The following is a 21341-nucleotide window of genomic DNA, read 5'->3' as shown; positions in this document are numbered from 1 at the left end:
AGCTCAGGAGCCCTCGGCGGCTTCAACTGTTGCGACGACTGCCGCTCTGGCTTTCGATGCCCGGTCATGGCGCAGCATCCAGACGCCTGACCCGATGATCAGAACTGCGCCGGCAGCCATGGCGGAGCTGGGAATTTCGCCAAAGCCGAGCCAGCCGATCAGTGCCGCCCAGAGCAGACCCGTATAGGCGAATGGACCAATGGCAGAGACCTGCGCCGAAGCAAAAGCCTCGGTCTGAAGAACCTGGGCAATTCCGGCAAAAGCGCCCACAACCACCAGACACAAACCGTCCTGCCACCCTGGTGTGATCCAGATGAAAGGGAGGGGCGCAGCCGTCATGACTGTCATGAGAATGGCCTGCCATAACGAAATCGTCGTACTGGCCTCGGTGGCCGAAAGCTGGCGGATCTGCATGGTCGTCAGCGCACCGACCGCTCCCTGTGCCAGCGCCAGCAGATAGATGATGGTGGACACCGATGTAGCGTTCGTATTGAGAAGCCCTTTTCCAAGAGCAACAACCACGACACCTGAAAACCCGATCAGAACCGCAATCCAGCGCTGAAGGGAAGGCCGCTCCTGCAGCAGCGGGATTGAAAGCAGCACAAGAAACAGGGGCTGGGTGTAGGAAAGGACCTGCTGTTCTGCCAGCGGCAGGCGTGTCACGGTGATGACGACCATGATCATGCTGATCAGTCCGACGACAGATCTGATCAGGTGACCACCAAAGTGATGCGTTCTGAGGACAATACCTGTTCTGGAGGCGATCAGAAGTACAAAAGGCAGAGAAAAGAGGTTACGAAAAAAGATGATCTCAAGAGCTGGAAGCCGCGTTCCGGTGAGCTTTTGAAGAGCATTGAGCGCCGCAACAAAAAACGTGGCCGATGCCAGAAGCAGGGCGCCGCGTTTCAGATCATGCTTCATTTTAACTCATACCTCGATGCACGATACTGACGCAGCAGTGTCTGAAGGACTGGTCAGGGGCATTATGATTGTCAGTCGTGAAGCCGGAACGCCGGTGTCAGGACTGCCCCGACAGCTTCAATTTCTGAGCGGATGGCTTTTGCCAGTTCCAGTGATCCCGGCGTATCGCTATGCACCAGAATGGACTGTGCCTTGACCTGAAGCCGCGATCCCACAGAGGTCGTGACAGACCCGTCTTCAAGAAACTGCCTGACACGCGCTCTGATGGCAGCCAGATCGTGGATGACGGCGCCCGGCTGGTCGCGCGGAACAAGCGTTCCAAGGCTTGTATAGGCCCGGTCTGCAAGAAACAGGGTCTGAACACGAAGCCCTGCCGTCTCGGCTGCACGCTCCGTCAGCTGTCCGGGCATACAGAAGACCGTCAGTTCACGATCCAGCGCGGCGATGGCGCGGGCAAGCCTCAACGCCAGATTAGCATCGGCATTGGCCATATTTCCGAAGGCGGCGTGATAGCTGACATGCGTGACGCGATGTCCATGCAAGGCTGCCACGGCCTGCAGCGCACCGATCTGGTAAACCATCATGGCCTCCATATCCGCATCCGAAATGGACATGGAACGGCGCCCGAAACCCATCAGATCCGGCAATCCCGGATGTGCACCAATTCCGACACCTTTTGTTTTCGCGCGCTGAACGGTGCGGTTCATGATGGCGTAGTCACCGGCATGAAAGCCACAGGCGATATTGGCTGACGAGATAACGTCCATCAGCCCGTCATCATCAGCGATACGCCAGCGGCCAAAGCCTTCGCCCATGTCGGAATTTAGGTCGATCTTCATGCTGTGCCTCGGGAGTTTGTGCCATTTCGTGACTGACAGGAGGCGCGGTAATGGGCGACCATCAGGCGGAGATCATCAAGGTAACTGTCGATTGGCTGCTGGGCCACGATGCCTGTCTTATGGCTGCATTCGACAAAGCGGATAGATGTTCCAATCCGCGCCTGGGCCAGACGCCACAGATCGGCCTCGATCACGGTTGCGATGCGAGGGTAACCCCCAGCGGTATTCGCATCTGCGAGCTGGACGATAGGCTCACCCGCCGGAGGAACCTGTACGATGCCCGGAATAATGCCGTATGATCGCAGCTCGATCCGTTCGAGCAGGGTAAGTGGGGTGCCGTTCAGGCGATATCCTACGCGATTGCTCTGGGGCGTGATGCGCCAGCCCTGATCCCAGAAATGCTCCCGGGACTCAGGTGTAAAACGCGCATAATCCGTTCCGGGCACCGCGCGCAGCAGAACGGTTTTCCCGTCGCCAGACTGATTTTCAAGAACGCGCGCTGGTGGAACCGCGCCATAACCTGAGAGCGAAGCCGACACGGGTTTCGTGGCAAGCTCATCACCGGCCTCGAGAAAGCGTCCATCCATTCCGCCGAAACCGCCTCGAAGTTGGGTGCTGCGTGAACCCAGCACTACAGGAACGTCGATGCCGCCTTCCACACAGATATATGCCCGGGCACCTGTTCTGGGGATGCCCACCCGCAGCACCTGTCCGGGAGCCGCGGTTTCCACAGACCACGCAAGAACAGGCCTGTCGTCCAGTGTTAGAGGTGCGTCAATCCCCGTGACGGCGAAGCTGCTTGGGGTGTCGAACCGGATTACGAAAGGATAGGTCTGAAGCTCGATGCAGGCTGCCTCTAACGCGTTTCCCAGAAGAATATTGCCAATTTTCAGGGCAAGCGGATCCATGACGCCCGAGCTTCCAACCCCGAGATTACGATAGCCCGGACGTCCCTGATCCTGAATGGTGTTGAGCGGTGCGGTTTCGAGGATCGTGATCACAGCTCAATGCTCTCCGGGCAAAAACGGATGCGATCGCCTATGGCGAACAGGGAAGGAGAGCAGCGATACGGGTCAAAAAGACAGATTTCGGTATAACCGATCGAATTCCAGCCATTGGGGCCAGTCAGTGCGGAAATCCCTGCCTGCATCCCTCCGATCGTTACGGTTCCTGCGGGCATGTTGAGAGAGGGAATGGATTTTCGCGGCGTTGCGATACGCGGATTCAGGCCATGAAGGTAGCCGAACCCGGGCGCGCTTCCGACCGCGCATACGGTATATTCGCCTTCATGATGCAGCCGGATAACCTCTTCGGGAGACAGCCCGGTATGAGCGGAGACCGCGGCCAGATCCTCCCCCAGTGCGCCACCATAGCGAACATTCACTTCAAAGAGACGTCCGGCGATCTGGCGGGGTGGAAGGCTCTCCCAGGCGTTACGGAGCCAGTCAGCAATCTGTTCCGGATATTCCGGGGCGTGGGTGAAGATCAGAAGCAGGTTGGTGACGCCGGGAACGAGTTCCTGAATGTCAGGACGGTTTTCGGCGTACTCAATGAGCGCCCAGATCCGCTGCTGTTGCTCCATGGTAAAGGCGCCAGGTGCTTCGAACAGTATGGCGCGCGTGCCCATCATGCTGATGACTGGCGCGCTGCTGGCGTGATGCCGGTCAGATGTGAGAAGCGTGTCTGCGGTCAAAACATGCAGTTCCCGGGCTGTGACGGATCCGTCTCATTGTCTCAAAGGCCGTTTTTGAGGCGGCATCGAAACGATATGACTGGCACGGGAATGATGACCAGAGGAATTCGGCGTTTGAGGTCATCGGATAATCTTATGGTTGAGTAAAGGAGTACGAGTTCCATCGGATAATGTTATGGGGCAAGAACGAACGGCTCTTGGTGTTTGTACACTAACTCCATTAGCGTCAGGCCGACATTCCGGTCTGATGCTCCGTCTTGCGGATGAAGCTGATGGCAGTCTTTTTTCATCTTCCAGCAATGGGTTTTCTTCGCATGAGCAATACTCCTTACCGCACAGCCCTCGTCACAGGTGCTTCTTCAGGCATCGGCGCTGCCATTGTCCGGCGGCTGAGCGAGAGCGGCATTGAAGTTCATGCTCTGGCGCGTGATGCGCAGCGCCTCGAAACGCTGGCAAGTGAAACAGGATGCATCCCCCATGCCGTCAGCGTATCGGATCAGGCGGGGCTCAAGGCTCTCATCGCCAGTCTGGAAATCGATGTTCTGGTCAACAATGCGGGTCAGTCCCGGACTGGGAACATCACAAGCACGACCCCTGAGGACATCGACGCGCTTGTGGACGTGAATCTGCGTGCCGTCCTGCAACTGACGCGTCTGGTGGTGCCGGGAATGATTGAGCGCAACCGCGGGCATATCGTGAATATCAGTTCGATTGCCGGTCACTACGCCTTTGCAGGCGGCAACACGGTCTATCATACCACGAAGGCCGGCGTGCATTCGCTGTCCCAGCAGTTGCGGTGCGATCTGTTCGGCCGTCAGATCCGGGTGACGGAAGTCTCTCCCGCACGGGTGGAGACCGAGGTTTTCGGCCGTCTGATCGGGGATATGGCCGAAGCGAAGAAGCGCTTCTTCGACGAGTATGATTCTCTGCTGCCAGAAGACATTGCCAACTCCGTGGCCTTTGCGGTTCTGGCGCCGCAGCGCATGAATGTCAGCTTCATGGAAGTGCTGCCGACGATGCAAGTCGTGGGTGGTCTGAACTTTGCAAAGAAAACTTCTGCTCCGGGCTGATATCAGTGGATCTCTCACAGATCAGACGTCTGATCGATCTCATGGCTCAGGCTCCGATTGCGGAGCTTGAGATTGAGGAAAATGGCCGCAGGATCCGCCTTGCGAGAGCGCACAACGGCCAGGGGGCTGGTGTCGTCTCTGTTGCTGCAAAGCCAGCAGAAACGGTACCAGCCGTCCCTCAGCCCTCCGTGATGACATCCGCCTCAGATGCGCAGGAGACCATTACCGCGCCGTCTTATGGCGTCTTTCACCTTGCGCCTTCACCGGATGCGCCGCCTTACGTTGCTGTCGGACAGAAAGTGGAAGCAGGGCAGCAGGTCGGATTGCTGGAGGCCATGAAGGTTTTCAATCCAGTCCGTGCGGGTGTTGCAGGAACGATTGAAGCAGTTCTGGTGGCGGGTGGCACTGAAGTCGATATGGGAACGCCTCTGTTCCGTCTGGTATGAATGAAATGCAGCGTTTCAAAAGAGTTCTGATTGCCAATCGCGGGGAAATTGCCTTGCGGATCCAGCGCGCCTGCCGTCAGCTGGGACTGGAGACTGTGGCCGTATATTCGGAAGCCGATGCAGACAGCCGACATGTCCGTGAAGCGGATGTGTCTCTGTGCATCGGCCCTGCGGCCGCATCGAAAAGCTACCTCGACAGGGACGGGCTGCTTCTGGCGGCGAAAGTGACGGGAGCAGGAGCCATCCATCCGGGATATGGGTTCCTTTCGGAAAATGCGGATTTTGCAGATGCGGTTGAAGCGGCGGGTCTGACATTCATCGGCCCGACCGGAGACTCCATCCGCATGATGGGAGACAAGATTACCGCCAAGCGGGCCATGCGGGAGGCAGGGGTGCCCTGCGTGCCGGGTTCGGACGGACCACTTCCGGCTTCTGCGGAAGAAGTTCGGGCTATTGCGCTCGAAGTCGGTTTCCCCGTGATCGTCAAGGCCTCCGGCGGCGGTGGGGGGCGTGGCATGCGGGTTGTGCATGGTGGAGACGAGCTGGAGAACGCCGTAGCACTGACGGCCAAGGAGGCCCAGCAGGCCTTCGGCAACCCAACGCTGTATCTTGAAAAATACATGCAGAAGCCGCGCCATGTCGAAATCCAGGTCCTGTGTGATACGCATGGGACGGCTCTCTGGCTTGGCGCAAGGGACTGCTCTTTGCAGCGGCGTCATCAGAAAGTTCTGGAAGAAGCCCCCGCACCTGGAATCCCGCCCGAAACCATCGCCGGGATCGGAGAACGCTGTGTTCAGGCCTGCCGACAGATTGGCTATCGCGGGGCAGGGACCTTCGAGTTCCTGTATGAAGACGGGATCTTCGCGTTCATCGAGATGAACACACGCGTGCAGGTCGAGCATCCCATTACGGAAGAAACGACCGGCATTGATATCGTGGCCCAGCAGATTCGGATTGCACAGGGTGAAACACTTGACCTGCGCCAGAACGATATTCTGATGCAGGGTCATGCGATTGAATGTCGTCTGAATGCGGAAGATGCGGCAACGTTCATGCCGTCTCCGGGAACGGTGACACGGTGGGACCTGCCTGGCGGTCCAGGCATTCGCGTGGATACGCATGTGGTCAGTAACTATACCGTCCAGCCTTACTATGACTCTCTGATCGGGAAAATCATCAGCTACGGCGCAACACGCGAACAGGCGATTGCCCGGATGCGCGTGGCGCTGGCTGAAATGCGGGTTGAGGGAATTTCTACCAATATTGCCCTTCATCAAGCACTTCTGGCCGATCCGCAGTTTCAGGAGGGAGGCGTCGATATTCACCATCTCGAACGCTGGCTTGCAGAGAGGTCGCCCTCATGAACGCCGTAGAAAATCAGGTTCCGGAGTTTGAAGGCATTCCGTCTGCAGAGGATCTTGCACGGATTGCGGATCTGCTGATCGAGGCCGGGCTGGAGACAATCGAGCTTTCCGATGGCAAGGGTGCACGCTGTTTTATGCGTGTAACGTCCTCTGTCGCGAAATCGGATAAGCAGGTTGCAGAAAATGTTACGCCTGTCGAGGATCTCTCGAGCCGTATTGCAGTCAGTGCGCCATATTTTGGCACTCTGGTCCTGACGGAACTGGCGAAAGTCGGAACATCGGTGCAGCCGGGAGATGTGGTGGCGCAGATGCGGATCGGAGCCTTGCAGATCCCGGTTCTGGTTCCGGTGACGGGGACGATCGTTGACGTCGCCGGGGAGGATGGTGCGCTGACGGGGTATGGAGCTCCGGTTGTGCAGGTTGAACCAACAAGCCGATAGCCACGATACCTTAAAGGGACGGGGAGGCTTCAGCTGCTTCCCCGCCGTCTTTTTCAGCTTAAAGAGCTTACAAAATCCGAGATAAGTCGGCAGCCTTCCTTCAGGGTTTCCCGGTCGGTTGCATAGGAAATACGGAAGAACGGACTCATGCCGTAAGCTCCCCCCTGAACGGATGCAACCTGCTGTTCTTCCAGGAGAGCCATGACGAAATCTGCATCCGTGGCGAGATGACGTCCCTTGGGCGTGGTCTTGCCCAGGCAGGCGCCGATTTCAGGGTAGACGTAGAATGCGCCCTGCGGTGTATGGCACGTGACGCCCGGAATGGCATTTAGCAGACCAACGACCAGATCGCGGCGGGACTGGTATTCGGCAGCACGCTCCTTGAGAAAATCCTGCGGACCTTCGAGAGCGGCAATGGCAGCGGCCTGCGCGATGGTGTTGATTCCGCTGGTGGACTGCCCCTGCATGTTGTTCATGGCGGCAATCAGGTTCCGTGGGCCGCCACAATAGCCGACGCGCCAGCCCGTCATGGCATAGGCCTTGGAGACGCCATTGACCGTCAGAACACGCTCTTTCAGGCGCGGTTCGACTTCGGCAATGGTGCAGAAGTCGAACCCGTCATAGATCAGGTGTTCGTAAATATCATCCGTCATGATCCAGACATGAGGATGCTTCAGCAGGACGGCCGCGATTTCTTCCATATCCTCGCGCGGGCAACATGCGCCGGTCGGATTGTTGGGGAAGTTCAGCAGCAGCCATTTGGTGTTGGGTGTAATGGCGGCATCCAGCGCTTTGGCAGACAGGCGGAAATTGTCTTCGGCCGGGCAGTCGATCTGCACAGGCCTGGCGCCACACAGACGCGCGATATCCGAATAGCTGATCCAGTATGGAGCGGCGAGAACAACCTCGTCGCCTGTGTTACAGGTCGCCATCAGGGCGTCGAAAATGATCTGTTTGGCGCCATTGGCGACGAGAATTTCGTCAAGGGCGTAATCGAGATGGTTTTCGCGCAGGAACTTGGCCTGAACGGCCTTTTTGAGCGCGGGTTTTCCATCCTGCGGCGGATATTTGGTATCGCCCCCACGAGCGGCCGCGATGGCGGCCTCCACGACGTGGTCGGGGGTCGGGAAATCGGGTTCGCCGGAAGACAGGCTGACGATTTTGAGGCCTTCTGCCTTGAGTTCGCGGGCCTTGTCGGTCATGGCGGCAGAGGCCGAGACTCCAATTCCGTTCAGTCGATCAGCAAAACCGGGCATTGATGTCTCCATTGCCGCATAAGGGTAGCGCATACGCGAATGAACGTATCGTAAATCGTTTCGCAGGCGTCGAGATACTGCCGAAAATTGTCTGACCCTATATCACAATCATATGGGGTTGAATCGAAGTCGCAATAATAGGCTCGGGGTCCATCACAGCTCTGGATACCCGAAATGACGACATCCGCATCCCGGTCCGACGTTGCGGCAGACATGATGCCGCCACTGGATGGCTTCAGGGTCGAGAAAGACCTGCTGGGAGAGGCTTGTATCCCGAAGAATGCCTTGTGGGGGGTTCATACCAGCCGCGCAGCAGAAAATTTTCCCATCAGCGGGGAGCCTGTCGGAGCATTTTCCGATTTCATCCGGGCATTTGTGACGGTCAAGCAGGCTGCCGCACGGACGAACAGGGCGCTCGGCTATCTGGATGAAGATCGGGCCAGTCTGATCGAGGCGGCCTGCAGGGCCCTGCTGACCCGTGACGATTATTGCAACCATTTTATTGTGGACGTCATGCAGGGTGGGGCAGGGACATCCACCAACATGAACGTCAACGAAGTCATCGCCAATGTCGCGCTGGAACTGGCCGGCCAAAAGCCCGGTGATTACCAGATCCTGCATCCAAACGACCATGTAAACATGGCGCAGTCCACAAATGATGTTTACCCAACTGCACTGCGCCTGGGGCTTCTTACAGCAACTGCGCCTCTGCTTGAGGCCCTGGAAGAACTGGCCCGGGCTTTCGGAAAGAAAGCCGATGAATTCTCGGACATTCTGAAAGTCGGCCGCACGCAGTTGCGCGATGCGGTACCCATGACGCTTGGACAGGAGTTCAGGGCATTCCAGCATGCGATGGAAACGGAAATCCGTCACATACGCAGCCAGTGTGAAGCTTTTCTGACGGTCAATCTTGGCGGAACGGCGATCGGGACAGGCCTGAACACTGATCCCCGTTATGCGGACGCCGTCATCCGGGAGCTTGGAAAACTGACTGGTCTGGCCGTAACGGGAGCCGCTGACAGGATTGAAGCGACATCGGATGTCGGAGCTTTCGTCCTGTTCTCCGGCGTGCTCAAGCGGCTGGCGCTCAAACTGTCCAAGATTTCAAGCGATCTGCGCCTGCTGTCGAGCGGCCCGCGGGCGGGCATTGGAGAGATTACCCTGCCGTCCGTGCAGGCAGGGTCTTCGATCATGCCAGGCAAAGTCAATCCGGTCATCCCGGAAGCCGTCAATCAGGTGGCCTATCTCGTTGCAGGTTATGATGTCACGCTGAGCATGTGTGCTGATGGGGGACAGTTTCAGCTCAATCCTTTCGAGCCGATGATCGGATACTGTCTTTTTTCGTCCCTGAAGACACTCACGGCAGCTATTAGTCTTCTGACCACAAAATGCGTCTCCGGAATTGCAGCGGACGCCGAGCAGTGCCGGTTTCTGTTTGAACGGAATATTGGTATCGTCACCGCGCTGGTTCCGCTTCTTGGCTACGATACCTGTTCCCGGATTGCCCGCCGGGCTCTGGCTGAAAACCGGAGCGTTCCGGAGCTTGTCCTTCAGGAAAAACTGGTGACTCAGGACGTACTCGCAGGTCTGCTTCGTCCGGAATTCCTGACGCGGCCCAATGTCGGACAGGTTGAAGCGGCTTTCAGGTAGATGCCTGCGTCCCCGGCCAGTTGCGTGATGATGCCATGGCCCTGGCCAGCTCGATGAGCCGCTCCCGGACGGCCACGGATGCCTCCGTTTCAGGAACCAGTTCGGGAATGCAGAGGGAGACATTCTCGCTGATGACCGGGTTGCGCAGGGCGTATATGCGCGACTGGCCTTCAACGGCAATTCTGCTCGCGACCGACCAGGGAAGGATGGTGCTCCCGATCCCTTCCTGAATGGCTCCCTGAAGCGTTGTCAGAGCTTCAATTTCCGCGACGATGTTCGGCTCCAGCCCTTTGCGCATGAATGCCATGTCGATCGCCTTGCGGACAAAGTTGTGCTTGGGCGGTACGAGAAGGGGAATCTCCGTGATATCTGCGAGCTGAACCGTGTTTTCGCCGTCGTGAGGAATGGCAAGCGCCTCCGGAGCAAGCAGGAAGAATTCCTCCTTCATCAGAGGCGTGAAGCTGACACCTTTCATGGGCCCCGAGCCATGTATGACGGCCATGTCCAGGCGTCCGGTCATGACGAGTTCGCTGTAAATGTCGTCAAAACTTTCGGTCAGATGCAGGACGATGCCTGGAAGTTCTTCCCGGATACGGCGCAGAAGCTCCACGGATAGCGTCGAGCCTGCGCTGTATGGAGACAGGCCGACCGAAACCTTGCCGACAAGGGGGCCAGCCCCTTGGGTGATTTCGACCATGGCCCGGTCGAACTGTTTGCTCAGGATCTGGACGTGACGGTACAGGACGGAACCGGCAATCGTAGGAGTGACGCCACTTTTGCTCCGGATCACCAGTTTCTGGCGGAACGCGCTTTCAAGGGCTGCCAGTTGCTGGCTGAGCGCGGGCTGGGCGATGTTCAGCAGATCGGCGGCGCGGGAAATGCTGCCAAGATCAATGATCTTCACGAAGGCCTGCAAACGCCTGATATCCAACGGGCCAATCTCCTGGTGTGACGAACTGTGAATCCAATACTCTGCCGATTGGGGAAAATGGTCAATGAATCCATCGGAATGCGATTGAACCCGGCCACGGTAGCAGCAGAAGGATTCCGGAAAATTCTCGTTGCGGGGTTGGAATATAAATAATCCATATGACGCCAAAACATAACGCATCCGTACCATAAACTCATACTTCGTATCGGAATTCCGGCGACTTGAGAGGGATGCAATGTTGATTGGGTCAAATTGGAAACTCTGTCTGGTCGCAGGAGCTGCACTGGGCGCGTTCATGCCGGACAGGGTTCTTGCGGCATCGGCTTCAGCAACGGCTCCAGTGAAACATCACAGGGTCGTTGCCAAAAAAAGGGCAGGTGCTTCTCCCGCCCAGAGCGAGCCTTCGGTTCATCGTGTTCCGACGTCGCTTCAGGCGATATCAACGGAAAGTATTCAGGTCGGTGGACGGCAGACGAATTCGGTTTTCTCTCCGGTTACGGCGCGCCACAGCACGACGCAGGTGACTGTGGTGACCGGCGCTGAACTGCTCAAGACAGGCCAGACGAACGTGCTTTCCGCATTGGCGCAGGCCAACCCGGCCATCACAACGGCCGCGCTTCCAGGCGGTGGAGCGAGTGCATTCGTTCAGACGATGCAGCTTCGTGGCCAGTCTCCTGATGACACGTTGATTCTCGTCAACGGGCATCGCCGTCATATCGGCGCCAACTTCAACTCGAATGCCGGAACGAACTGGGGCAGTGAACCGAGCGATATTTCGCTGATCCCGGTCTCTGCCATTGACCATATCGAGGTGATTACCGAAGGGGCATCTGCCCTTTACGGACAGGATGCCATTGCAGGCGCGGTCAATATCGTCCTCAAACGCGACACCCATGGCGGCAGCATCAATTTCAAGAACAATGGTTATTACGCTGGCGATGGGCAGGGTCTCGACGGATCAGCCAATTATGGCATGGCTCTGGGCAATAATGGCGGATACCTCGATCTTGCCGCGCAGGTTACCCATCAGCTCCCCACAACGCGTGGTGGTGATTTCTATGGCACGCTCTTCAGCGATTCCCGAAATGAGACGGCCAATCGGGATGTCCAGCGGGGGCTTGGTCTTCCAAAATCAACGCTGGAGACCCTGAGCGAGAACATGTCCCTGCCGCTTGGGCACGGCTTTAGTGCCTATAGCACCTCGACATTCTCGCACCGTCGCGCCAATGTCGCCGAGACGTATCGCAGTGCGGCCGATACGGACACCTGGATCAACACCAACCTGTATCCCAACGGCAACCAGCCCTATATCACGATGGACCAGTATGACTTCGAGACGGATAATGGCATCCGGGCTCACAAGTTTGGATTTGCCTGGGACGCCTATGTCACGTTCGGGCGTGATGCGCAGAAATACGGGACCAAGGATTCAGAAAACGTTTCCATCCCCGACAGCACGCAGACGTCCTTTTATGATGGAGCGTCCATCGCAACAGAACTGACGAGTGGCATTCGCGGCTCCCGGTCGTTCCAGACAGGTTTCCTGCCGCGACCGGTTGATCTGAAATTTGGCGCGGAATACCGCCATGATACATTCCAGATGACCGAAGGTGAGACGGCATCCTGGGAAGGGCTGGGAGCTACGGATCATCCGGGGAACGTGCCGATGGCCGTCACCAACCAGAACCGTGACGTTTACGAGGGCTTTGCGAATCTGGACTTCTACGTCACTAAAAAATGGGAGTGGACACTGGGTGGCCGCGTTGCGAGCTACAACAACCTCGCCACTGTCGAAACGGGCTCGGTCGGCACACGATACAACTTCAACAAACGATGGGCTGTGCGCGCCAACGTCAATACCGGTTATCGTCCGCCAACGCTGGGTGAGATGTCCTATTTCTATTCCGCGCCTTACCCCGGCTACACGGTGGATCAGGTTCCCGCAAACAGCACCATCGCCAGATATCTTGGTTCCGGCACGATGAAGGGTGAATATTCCCGGAGTTACAGCATTGGTCTCGATGCTACGCCGGTGAATAATTTTCATGTCACCGGAAATCTTTATTACATTGCCATCAACTCCCGTCTGGGAAGCACGAAAACCTATAGCGTTGATAAAGACGATTCCGTCCTCATGAACCTGCTGGCGCAGAACAATCTTGAGAGCGCGACATCGCTTTCCTATTACGCGAACCTCTATAATACCCAGACATTTGGCGGCGACTTCAGCGCAGATTATACGCTGCACACGCAGCGTCTGGGGCAGTTCCGGTTTGCGATGGGAATCAATTTCTCGGATACCGAAATCCGCTCCGCGAAAGACAGCTTCGTCAACGAATATACCAAGGAAATCGTCCTGCACGCTGCTCCAAAAAACCGCGAGCAGATCAGCGTGAACTGGACCTATGGCAAATGGTCCGCATTCGTGCAGGAAATGCGTTACGGCTCGATCATCTACATGGCGGCTCCAACGGGGCCGGGCAGCGTGCCGTTCATGCAGAATCCGGCACTGCTGACCAATCTTGAAGTGGATTACAAAATCCTGCCACGCTGGAGCATCGGAGTGGGGGCCAACAATGTCGGCAACAAGTATCCGACGCATGTGCCGTCTTCGATTTCCCATACGCAGCAGGGCCTGACGAAATATGCCTCTTATTCGCCTTACGGCTTCAATGGCGGCATGTATTACGTCAAAACATCCATCGACTTCTGAGTTACAGACAATCTGAAGCGGATTTCCCGGGAATGGCCTGAAGCAGGGTTCGGGTATAGTCCGATGCGGGGTGCGAAAAGATGCTTTCCGCACGCCCGTATTCTTCCTGCTGTCCGTGTCGAATGATGGAGAGGGTATCAGAGATCTGTCTGACAACCGCAAGATCATGGGATACGAAAACGAATGTCAGGCCAAGATCATTCTGTAACTCCGTCAGGAGTTCCAGAATGCGGGCCTGTACCGTGACGTCCAGTGCGGAAACGAATTCGTCCAGCACAAGAATGTCGGGTTCCGCAGCAAGAGCCCGCGCCAGAGCCACACGCTGGCACTGACCTCCGGAAATATCGGAAGGATACCGCTCAAGGATGTCGGGCTTCAGATGCACCCGCTCCAGAAGTGTGTGGATCCGCTGGAGACGCCATGAACGGTTTTCATCAAAATGGTTACGCAGGGGCTCCTCTATGATCCGACGAACCGTCAGCCGCGGGTCCAGCGAACTCCAGGGATTTTGATAGACAAGCTGCATGCTGCGGAACGGGCCCCGGTCGCCGGGGCGGCCACCAAAAGCATCGGCCCCATGGATCCGGACGCTTCCTGAAATCGGAGCAATCAGTCCCATAAGACAACGCAGGATCGTGGTCTTGCCGGAGCCGGATTCTCCGATAATGCCGTGGGTCGTGCCACGCTGCACGGTAAAGGAAACATTCCGCACGGTCGGACTTGTGCGCCCTCCGTGAGTCCTATGGGTGATGGTGAGGTTTGAGACTTCCAGGGCCGGAACCTGCGCCGGGGCGACCTTTCGCGCGGGAGGAATTCTGGGATGAAAGGCAGGAGAATCCCTCAGGAGTCTGCGGGTATACGGAGAATGGGGTGCACTGAAGAGGCTGTCTGAAAGACCGCGTTCCGCGACCACGCCGTGTTGCATGACAACGACGTCATGCGCCCTGTCACGGGCGATGGCGAGATCATGGGTAATCATGAGAACCGAACAGCCGTTTTCCTCGCGCAGACGGTCGAGCAGGTCCAGAATCTGACGCTGGACCGTGACGTCCAGAGCACTCGTGGGTTCGTCGGCAATAATGAGCCCGGGAGCGAGGGCAACGGCGATGGCAATGAGCACGCGCTGCTTCATGCCTCCCGAGAGTTCATGGGGAAACTGCGAAAAGCACCGTCCAGGATCGGGCAGCCCAACCTTCTCCAGAAGAGTCAGCGCATGGTCACGACGCTCCTGCCGACCTTCGGAGGTGTGCAGACGCAGAATTTCCCCCACCTGTCGGCCGATGGGAATGCAAGGATCAAGCGAACTGCCCGGATCCTGAGGGATGAACCCGATCTGACGTCCACGGATGGTATTGAGGGTGCGTGACGATGCCGCAAGCAGAGACTGCCCGTTCAGGGTGATACTGCCACGATCAATACGCGCGGAAGGCGGTAACAGGCGGATGACAGCCTTGGCGATGGTGGATTTTCCGGAGCCGGATTCTCCGATCAGGGCTGTCGTCTTTCCAGGCAGCGCCGTAAACGAAATGCCGTTCACGGCGATCCTGTCACCATAGAAAATGGCCAGATCGTTTACGTCCAGAACAGGGGCTGGAGAGGTCATGGCCGTTCTTCCCCTGCGTTCGTCATGGCCTGGCTCAGGCGGTTGGCTGCCAGAGCGACGGTCAGCAGGGCGAGGCCGGGGAATGTGGTCATCCACCACGCTGTGGCCAGATAATCCCGTCCTTCTGAAATCATGAGCCCCCATTCCGGCGTTGGCGGAGGCGCGCTGTACCCAAGAAAGCCCAGAGTGGCGAGGGACAGGATGGCCGTGGCATAGCGCAGGATCCCCATCCCGAGCAGCGGACGAAAGGTATTGGGAAGGATATGCCATCCGACTATGCCCCAGAAACCGGTTCCTGACAGGCGGGCGGCCTCGACATAGGTCTGCGACCGTAGCGTCCGGACGAGGTTGCGGACAATGCGCGCAAAGCCGGCCGTCTGGCTTATACCGACGGCAAGAGCGGCATGAACCGGGCCAAAACCCGTCAGAATGACGACCGTCAGAGCCAGAAGAAGTTCAGGAATAGCGAGAAGGACATCAATGACACCCGAAAGCAGCGTGTCCACCGCAGGCCCTGACAGTGCGGCAAATCCCCCGATGACCGAGCCAAGCACAATCCCGGTCATGGTCGCCACGAAAGCGGCTGGCAGCGTTTCGCGCGCGCCGTAAATGATGCGGGTCAGGACGTCGCGCCCGAGCTGATCGGTTCCGCACCAGTGCGCGCTGTCTGGCGGCAGAAGATGTTCCGGAGCCACGCCTGTCGCCGGATCTCCGCTTGTCAAAGCGGAGGGCCACAGGATTGCAACCACACAGATCCCGATGACAATGGCGGAGAGGACGGAGAGGGGAGAAGGAATGGAAAATCGCTTCATGATCCGGACTTGCCGCCTCCGATCCGATGGGACATGCGCAAAGTCGGGTCAATCAGGGGAATGAGAAGGTCAACAGCGAGGTTCGCGCCTACGAAACCTGCCGCACCAATCAAGACGACAGCCTGAAGAACGGCCACGTCCTGCCCCGAGACGGCATCCCGCGTCATCTGGCCCAGACCGTTCAGACCAAAAACGGTCTCGGTGACGATGGCGCCTGCAATCAGTTCCCCCAGCGACAGCCCTGCCATCGTCAGGGACGGAATGACGGAATTGGGGAGAATATGACGGAAGAAAACAGAAACCCGACTGGCCCCGCGTGTCCGGCTGGCCATGACGAAAGGAAGGCGCTCCGTTTCCTCGATTTGCTGGAGCAGAAGTTTGGCCTGAGGGGCTGCAACCGGCAGACTGACGGCCAGCCCTGGTAAAAGCACACCTTCCCATGCCCCCACTCCGACGACAGGCAGCAGGTGCAACCTGAAGGACAGAACCTGAATGATAAGAATGCCGGACCAGTAGAGTGGAATTGCGCTCCAGAGTCCGGGGAGGGCATGAACGGCCTGTCGCAGGGCCCGGAGCGGCAGAAGACTGGCCCCTACGGCAATCGCTAGGGTCCAGACGAGAGAGAGCAGAAACCCGACGCCTGCCAGCCGCAGAGTAACGGGAAGTGCCGTTGACAGCAGTTTCCCGACAGGAACGCCAAGCTGGACGGAATATCCGAAATTGCCATGCAGAACCTGCCAGAGGGTGTGAAAATACTGAAACACAGGGTTTGACGACCCGCTGTACAGAACGCGCATGGTTTCGATCTGCTCGGGCGACAGGCCGAGTTCAGGGTCCATGAAGCGGATCATGACGGCATCTCCCGGCATCATCTGCAACAGGATAAAAGTCAGCGTGAAGGCGCCCCAGAGGATCAGAAGAGCCCGACCGACCTGCACCAGGAAATGTCCGGCAAAGCCACGGCGTTCAGGGAAATGAGAGACATTCATGGGGCCGCAAACTCCAGATCCCGCAGAACCGGTCGGCCGACAGCCTCAAAGTGCAGGCCTTTCAAGTCCGGGGATGCGGCATAGACCTGTGGCTCTTCGAAAAGCGGGATGTCATAGGCATTGTCGATCAGATATTCCTGAACCGCGACAACCCGTCTGAGGCGTTCCTCACGATCGGTGATGGAGGCGATATCAAGCAGCATCGTGTCAAGAGTCTCGTCCCTGAAAGCACGGACTTTCGTGCTTTGTCCTCCCTTCTGAAGAAGGGAATCGCGGTTTCGTGGAAAGAATTCGCTCTTGAGAACATCGGGATCGGCCCGTCCCACTTCCGAAACGGTCAGGGGCGTTCTTTGCGGGTTGAGGTTGTCCAGAAGAACCCCTGCCGCAGCCCCGGACATGATGTCGAGCTGCACGCCCAGTCGACGCCATTGCTGGGCAATCAGTTCGAGCATGGTCTTGTTCTGGGGATGGGGCAGGGAGACATGAATTCCCAATCGTAACGTCTGTCCGTTGCGATGACGCAGGCCATCTTCGCCCATTCTCCAGCCCGCGCTGTCCAGAAGACTCGCAGCAAGGGCAGGATCATATTTCAGTTTTTGGGAGAAATCGGCATATCCTGCGGCCTGTGAGGACAGGATCGAACGGGCTACGGGATAGTTCCGCGAATACAGAACACTCACGATTTCCTGCCGGTCCGTTCCATGGAGGAGCGCCTTCCGAACCCGGATATCCGCTACCAGAGGGTTATCGGGCCGGAAGGCAAGGCCGGTGTTCACGCCACGAGTGGATGGTGCAAAAAGCCTGTATCCCGCACGGCGTATCTGTTCTTCGTCATAGGCTTCGACCTGCCGGATAATGTCGGCCTGACCTGCAAGAAGCGCTCCCACCCGAATACTGTCCTCAGGAACGACCAGAATCTTGATCCGGTCCACCGTGGCTCTGCCCTCTTCTGCTTTTGGCCCCCAGCGATAGTCTTGACGCGCGACAAGATCGACCTCCCGCCCCGGAATATCAGCTGAAACGACGAAAGGACCGGAGCCTATGATGCCTGTTGCCGTTCCCAGGTCATCGAACGGACGCCCCAGTGTCGCGGGAGAGACAATCCCCGAACCCAGAACAGACGTAGCCTGCAGAAAGCCGGGGGCAGGGTGCGTGAAATGGAAAATGACGGTTGTGGGACTGGCAACTTCCGCATGATCGAAATTGCTGATGGCTTCTGAAACCGGGAAATGAAGTGCCTGATTGCCTTTGCCGTATGTCTGGAAATTCAGGGCTACAGCCTGCGCATCGAGCGGCGTCCCGTCAGAAAACGTGACACCGGAACGCAGGTGGAATGTGTAAATCGTACTATCGGCATTCACGGACCAGTCGGTTGCCAGCCATGGTTTGATTTCAAGCGTTTCAGGATCCTGCCAGGTCAGACGATCCGTGATCTGGCTCAGAATGCCGCCGTTTGGGTAGAATCCGCCAGCGGGAGGGTAGAGATTGGTATGCTCCTGTGGGTCCAGGTAGATGATCGTCCGGTCCGGGACCCGGCTCCGGGCCTGCGGAAAAACAGAGAGCCCCGCAAGAAACACGGTTGCCAGCGCAGATCGTCGGACAGACACGGAGTGATGAACCGGCATTATCACCTTCAGGAGGGACTGCGTTGAAACGCGGGCGGGGAATAATAACTTAAATAAATAGTTGTTAATATGTATATCCTTAAATTCCCCATTTTGGAAAGATGTTTGATGAAAATATTTGTTGCGCTCCCAGAGCGTCATTAGGCGTCTTACCCACAGGACAAGAAGGGCGGAGCGTTTTTCCTGAAAAACAGGAAGCGAATCACAGACAAGAATAAACTATATATAATAGTTGTTATATTCATAAAACATTTCGGGTTGTTGTTTATGTCGAATCATGTTTATCAACATTGAAGACTGGTGATTCATCGCTGGCACAAACATCATATCCGATGGTGAAATAGCTATGCCGTATAGACGGACTCATGACTCTCTGCGGCGTTCCGGTTCAAGACCCGTATGGATTGCCACGACTCTTCTGCTGTCTCTGGGGGCGACCGGCGCCGCGATTGCCGCAGACGCAACAACTGCGTCGGAAAGCGAGCGGGACACACGGAAATACGTCAAGGCCAGACGCCCACAGTCTGCGGAACACAAGGCAAGTTCCCCCGCCAAATCACTTTCGCACACTGCGTCGACGGCGCCCGGAGGTGTTGAAGACCACAGCGGGGTCGAGCGGATCGTCGCGACAGGAAGTCAGGGCAATATCGCGCCTGCGTTCAGGGTTGCGACACCCACGAAAAGTACGGTCAGCGTCGCTATTGTTTCAGGGGCACAGCTTCTGCAGACAGGGCAGACCAATGTCATCGCAGCTCTTCAGCAGACATCGCCCGAACTGAATGCTCCGCCGGGAGGAGGTGGGGGCGCCTATTCCACAACGCCCACCCAGACGGTCATTCTTCGCAATCTCAATGCTGATGAAACGCTCGTCCTTGTCAACGGTGTGCGGCGGCATATCAGCGCTCTTGGTAACTGGGGCGATGGTCCCGCCAAAGGAACCGAGCCTGCGGATCTGAGCCTCATCCCGCTGAGCGCCATTGATCATATCGAAATCATTACAGAGGGTGCGACGGCTCTTTACGGGCAGGATGCAATTGGTGGTGCCATCAATATCGTTCTGAAGAGCGGTACAAAAAATGGTGGCACGGTCAACCTCATGAATAGCGGATTTTATGCGGGAGACGGACAGGCCGTTGAAGGCTATGGCGATATCGAGCACAAGATCGGTAATCAGGGGGGCGGAATTGATGTCGCCTGGCAGGTCCTGAACCAGCTTCCAAGCCATCGGGACGCGCTCAACACGGCCAAACTTTACGACCTGCCACAGGATGCCGAAATGCAACAGCGGGTCGGGCAGGATGTCAATCGTGTCGAGGGTGTCAGCAAATCTCTGGCTGAAGTCTTCAGCTTCAATGGTCATGTCCCCATTACCGACCGTGTGGAAGGCTATGCGACTGGCACTCTCGGACATCGCTCGACCGTGCGTGTCGGATTTTTTCGCGGGCCGGCTAATAACAATACCACCCGCGCTCTTTACCCTAACGGATACTCGCCACTTGAAACATTCGATGAACTGGATTTTCAGGTCAATGGCGGTTTGCGTGGGGTTCTGGCGCATGGGCTCGCCTGGAATACCTACGCCTCGTTCGGACGTGAGCGTGTAAACGAAAATGTCGAAAACGACGAAAACCCGACTTTCGGCGTGGATAGCCAGACGAACTTCCATCAGGGACAGATCATCGCATCCGAACTGATCGGGGGGGCGAAATTCTCAAAGAAGTTTGTAATTCCGCAGCTTGCGAAACCTGCCGAACTTAATTTCGGTCTGGAATATCGTCACGATACCTACCAGATCGGGCAGGGAGACTATCAGTCCTGGGCAACCGGACCTGTTCTTGTTGGACAAACGGGTGTCCAGCCGAGTTCAGGCGCCGCCGGTTATGCCGGCTTTGAGCCGCAGAACGCTGGCAACTGGTCCCGCGATATTTTTGACGGTCATGTCGGCCTCGATCTGTTCCTGACCCGGAAGTGGGAACTGACGATCGGCGGCCGTGCAGTTAGTTATTCCGACAAAGGGGCTGCTCCGACAGGTTCGATCGGGATGCGTTACAATTTCAACAAGCGCTTTGCTCTGCGCGCCAGCATCAATACAGGCTATCGGGCGCCGACCCTGGGAGCGGTTCATTACAACGCAACGTCAACTGGCCCCGGACAGGTGACGGAAAACCTGTCTTCGTTTGATCCGGTTGCCAGACTTCTCGGTGCAACCGGCGTCAAAGGAGAAACCTCCCGCAGTTATGACATCGGTTTTGATTGGACACCCATCGACTCTCTTCGCGTGACGCTGGACGGTTACCGGATCGACATCAATGACCGGATCGAGAGCACGACGGAATTTTCAGGCACCCGGATGAATGAATTCCTGTACAGCCAGGGAATTACCAGCAGTCCAACCGACAGAATATTCGTCAATTACATGACCAATATCGGCAACACGACCACCAATGGCTTTACGGCAAAGCTCAGTTACCAGTTTCCTCTCGCAAAACGCTGGGGCGTTCTGACAGGAAGTGTACAGGCCAATGTGGCGGACACCGAAGTGACGCATTACGCCGACACTCCCGGCGTTCTACAGCAGCTTGGGCAGACGTATTATGACAGCCTGTCGCGAAACAATCTGCTGAGGGCATCTCCAAAGAACAAGGAATCCTTTGCGCTGGACTGGAGCAGGGGGCGCTACAATCTCTATGTTCAGGAACAGCGCTATGCGGGGGTGGAATGGATCAATTATAGCGGTGATCCCTCCTCAACCTGGACACATATAAGACCACAGGTTCAGACCAACCTTGCTTTCAGCGCCCGCGTTGGGAGCGGTTTTACGCTGACGGCAGGGGCCAATAATCTGTTCAACAAGTTTCCTACCCGCGTAAAAACCAGTACCATTTCCGAAACCCAGGGCACAATCAAGTATCCGGAGACGGCCCCTGGCGGGTACGAGGGCGGATATTATTATGCCCGGATTGGCTATGTCTTCTGAACTTTCCCAGAT

17 protein-coding genes are annotated in these 21341 nt (G+C 57.0%); 7 read left to right on the top strand and 10 right to left on the bottom strand.

The features are described 5' to 3' along the window. Positions 1 to 3 precede the first annotated feature (3 nt). The 4 genes from GAL01_RS11590 to pxpB form a co-directional block, all read right to left on the bottom strand. Entirely contained in the window at positions 4 to 921 is a 918-nt protein-coding gene (locus GAL01_RS11590; protein ID WP_062029060.1) for a DMT family transporter, read from the bottom strand. Positions 922 to 992: 71 nt separating this feature from the next. Then, positions 993 to 1760, bottom strand: coding sequence for a LamB/YcsF family protein (locus GAL01_RS11585; protein WP_062029061.1), 768 nt, complete (start codon positions 1758 to 1760; stop codon positions 993 to 995). Next, on the bottom strand, positions 1757 to 2761 hold the full coding sequence (locus GAL01_RS11580; protein ID WP_062029064.1) for a 5-oxoprolinase subunit C family protein: 1005 nt from the start codon (positions 2759 to 2761) through the stop codon (positions 1757 to 1759). The genes GAL01_RS11585 and GAL01_RS11580 overlap by 4 nt, the downstream gene beginning before the upstream one ends. Next, positions 2758 to 3390 (bottom strand): 5-oxoprolinase subunit PxpB, encoded by a 633-nt coding sequence (gene pxpB / locus GAL01_RS11575; protein WP_082790677.1) that lies wholly within the window; start codon positions 3388 to 3390, stop codon positions 2758 to 2760. Before pxpB ends, GAL01_RS11580 begins: the two co-directional genes overlap by 4 nt. 377 nt (positions 3391 to 3767) lie before the next feature. Between pxpB and GAL01_RS11570 the strand changes: the two genes are divergently transcribed. The 4 genes from GAL01_RS11570 to GAL01_RS11555 are packed head-to-tail and all read left to right on the top strand — an operon-like array spanning position 3768 to position 6773. Beyond that, a complete protein-coding gene (locus GAL01_RS11570; protein WP_062029091.1) occupies positions 3768 to 4523 on the top strand; it encodes an SDR family oxidoreductase in 756 nt (251 codons plus the stop codon). Positions 4524 to 4564: 41 nt separating this feature from the next. Further along, positions 4565 to 4969 (top strand): acetyl-CoA carboxylase biotin carboxyl carrier protein, encoded by a 405-nt coding sequence (locus GAL01_RS11565; protein WP_231865284.1) that lies wholly within the window; start codon positions 4565 to 4567, stop codon positions 4967 to 4969. Continuing rightward, entirely contained in the window at positions 4966 to 6333 is a 1368-nt protein-coding gene (accC, locus tag GAL01_RS11560) for an acetyl-CoA carboxylase biotin carboxylase subunit (RefSeq protein WP_062029070.1), read from the top strand. Before GAL01_RS11565 ends, accC begins: the two co-directional genes overlap by 4 nt. Further along, a complete protein-coding gene (locus GAL01_RS11555) occupies positions 6330 to 6773 on the top strand; it encodes a hypothetical protein (protein ID WP_062029072.1) in 444 nt (147 codons plus the stop codon). The genes accC and GAL01_RS11555 overlap by 4 nt, the downstream gene beginning before the upstream one ends. Before the next feature lie 53 nt (positions 6774 to 6826). On the opposite strand, the gene GAL01_RS11550 is transcribed toward GAL01_RS11555, so the two are convergent. Further along, a complete protein-coding gene (locus tag GAL01_RS11550) occupies positions 6827 to 8029 on the bottom strand; it encodes a pyridoxal phosphate-dependent aminotransferase (protein WP_062029074.1) in 1203 nt (400 codons plus the stop codon). Between the two features lie 174 nt (positions 8030 to 8203). Between GAL01_RS11550 and GAL01_RS11545 the strand changes: the two genes are divergently transcribed. Continuing rightward, positions 8204 to 9679, top strand: coding sequence for an aspartate ammonia-lyase (locus GAL01_RS11545; protein WP_099253287.1), 1476 nt, complete (start codon positions 8204 to 8206; stop codon positions 9677 to 9679). On the opposite strand, the gene GAL01_RS11540 is transcribed toward GAL01_RS11545, so the two are convergent. Next, positions 9672 to 10610, bottom strand: a complete 939-nt coding sequence (locus GAL01_RS11540; protein WP_062029076.1) for a LysR substrate-binding domain-containing protein — start codon at positions 10608 to 10610, stop codon at positions 9672 to 9674. The two genes, GAL01_RS11545 and GAL01_RS11540, sit on opposite strands and share 8 nt — an antisense overlap. Before the next feature lie 235 nt (positions 10611 to 10845). On the opposite strand from GAL01_RS11540, the gene GAL01_RS11535 reads away from it, so the two are divergent. Further along, entirely contained in the window at positions 10846 to 13323 is a 2478-nt protein-coding gene (locus tag GAL01_RS11535; RefSeq protein ID WP_062029078.1) for a TonB-dependent receptor plug domain-containing protein, read from the top strand. 1 nt (position 13324) lies between these two features. On the opposite strand, the gene GAL01_RS11530 is transcribed toward GAL01_RS11535, so the two are convergent. The 4 genes from GAL01_RS11530 to GAL01_RS11515 are packed head-to-tail and all read right to left on the bottom strand — an operon-like array spanning position 13325 to position 18334. Continuing rightward, complete coding sequence (locus tag GAL01_RS11530) at positions 13325 to 14926, bottom strand: dipeptide ABC transporter ATP-binding protein (protein ID WP_062029080.1); 1602 nt, start codon at positions 14924 to 14926, stop codon at positions 13325 to 13327. Further along, the gene (locus GAL01_RS11525) at positions 14923 to 15738 is read right to left on the bottom strand and encodes an ABC transporter permease (RefSeq protein WP_099253285.1); all 816 of its coding nucleotides are present in this window, start codon (positions 15736 to 15738) and stop codon (positions 14923 to 14925) included. Before GAL01_RS11525 ends, GAL01_RS11530 begins: the two co-directional genes overlap by 4 nt. Then, on the bottom strand, positions 15735 to 16727 hold the full coding sequence (locus GAL01_RS11520; RefSeq protein WP_099253283.1) for an ABC transporter permease: 993 nt from the start codon (positions 16725 to 16727) through the stop codon (positions 15735 to 15737). The genes GAL01_RS11525 and GAL01_RS11520 overlap by 4 nt, the downstream gene beginning before the upstream one ends. Further along, on the bottom strand, positions 16724 to 18334 hold the full coding sequence (locus tag GAL01_RS11515; RefSeq protein ID WP_231865237.1) for a TIGR04028 family ABC transporter substrate-binding protein: 1611 nt from the start codon (positions 18332 to 18334) through the stop codon (positions 16724 to 16726). The genes GAL01_RS11520 and GAL01_RS11515 overlap by 4 nt, the downstream gene beginning before the upstream one ends. 364 nt (positions 18335 to 18698) lie before the next feature. On the opposite strand from GAL01_RS11515, the gene GAL01_RS11510 reads away from it, so the two are divergent. Continuing rightward, positions 18699 to 21329, top strand: coding sequence for a TonB-dependent receptor plug domain-containing protein (locus GAL01_RS11510; RefSeq protein WP_231865238.1), 2631 nt, complete (start codon positions 18699 to 18701; stop codon positions 21327 to 21329). The last annotated feature ends 12 nt before the right edge of the window (positions 21330 to 21341 follow it).

The sequence above is a fragment of the Gluconobacter albidus genome, from assembly GCF_002723915.1.
GTDB classification, from domain to species: Bacteria; Pseudomonadota; Alphaproteobacteria; order Acetobacterales; family Acetobacteraceae; genus Gluconobacter; species Gluconobacter albidus.
The sequence above is the reverse complement of the archived record's forward strand: the minus strand, read 5'-3'. Positions and strand labels throughout refer to the sequence as shown.

Bases quoted from the DNA above. Each gene is read 5' to 3' on its own strand.
- GAL01_RS11590 (WP_062029060.1), bottom strand. From the start codon at position 921: ATGAAGCATGATCTGAAACGCGGCGCCCTGCTTCTGGCATCGGCCACG.
- GAL01_RS11585 (WP_062029061.1), bottom strand. From the start codon at position 1,760: ATGAAGATCGACCTAAATTCCGACATGGGCGAAGGCTTTGGCCGCTGG.
- pxpB (WP_082790677.1), bottom strand. From the start codon at position 3,390: ATGATGGGCACGCGCGCCATACTGTTCGAAGCACCTGGCGCCTTTACC.
- GAL01_RS11570 (WP_062029091.1), top strand. From the start codon at position 3,768: ATGAGCAATACTCCTTACCGCACAGCCCTCGTCACAGGTGCTTCTTCA.
- GAL01_RS11565 (WP_231865284.1), top strand. From the start codon at position 4,565: ATGGCTCAGGCTCCGATTGCGGAGCTTGAGATTGAGGAAAATGGCCGC.
- accC (WP_062029070.1), top strand. From the start codon at position 4,966: ATGAATGAAATGCAGCGTTTCAAAAGAGTTCTGATTGCCAATCGCGGG.
- GAL01_RS11555 (WP_062029072.1), top strand. From the start codon at position 6,330: ATGAACGCCGTAGAAAATCAGGTTCCGGAGTTTGAAGGCATTCCGTCT.
- GAL01_RS11550 (WP_062029074.1), bottom strand. From the start codon at position 8,029: ATGCCCGGTTTTGCTGATCGACTGAACGGAATTGGAGTCTCGGCCTCT.
- GAL01_RS11545 (WP_099253287.1), top strand. From the start codon at position 8,204: ATGACGACATCCGCATCCCGGTCCGACGTTGCGGCAGACATGATGCCG.
- GAL01_RS11535 (WP_062029078.1), top strand. From the start codon at position 10,846: ATGTTGATTGGGTCAAATTGGAAACTCTGTCTGGTCGCAGGAGCTGCA.
- GAL01_RS11530 (WP_062029080.1), bottom strand. From the start codon at position 14,926: ATGACCTCTCCAGCCCCTGTTCTGGACGTAAACGATCTGGCCATTTTC.
- GAL01_RS11525 (WP_099253285.1), bottom strand. From the start codon at position 15,738: ATGAAGCGATTTTCCATTCCTTCTCCCCTCTCCGTCCTCTCCGCCATT.
- GAL01_RS11520 (WP_099253283.1), bottom strand. From the start codon at position 16,727: ATGAATGTCTCTCATTTCCCTGAACGCCGTGGCTTTGCCGGACATTTC.
- GAL01_RS11510 (WP_231865238.1), top strand. From the start codon at position 18,699: ATGCCGTATAGACGGACTCATGACTCTCTGCGGCGTTCCGGTTCAAGA.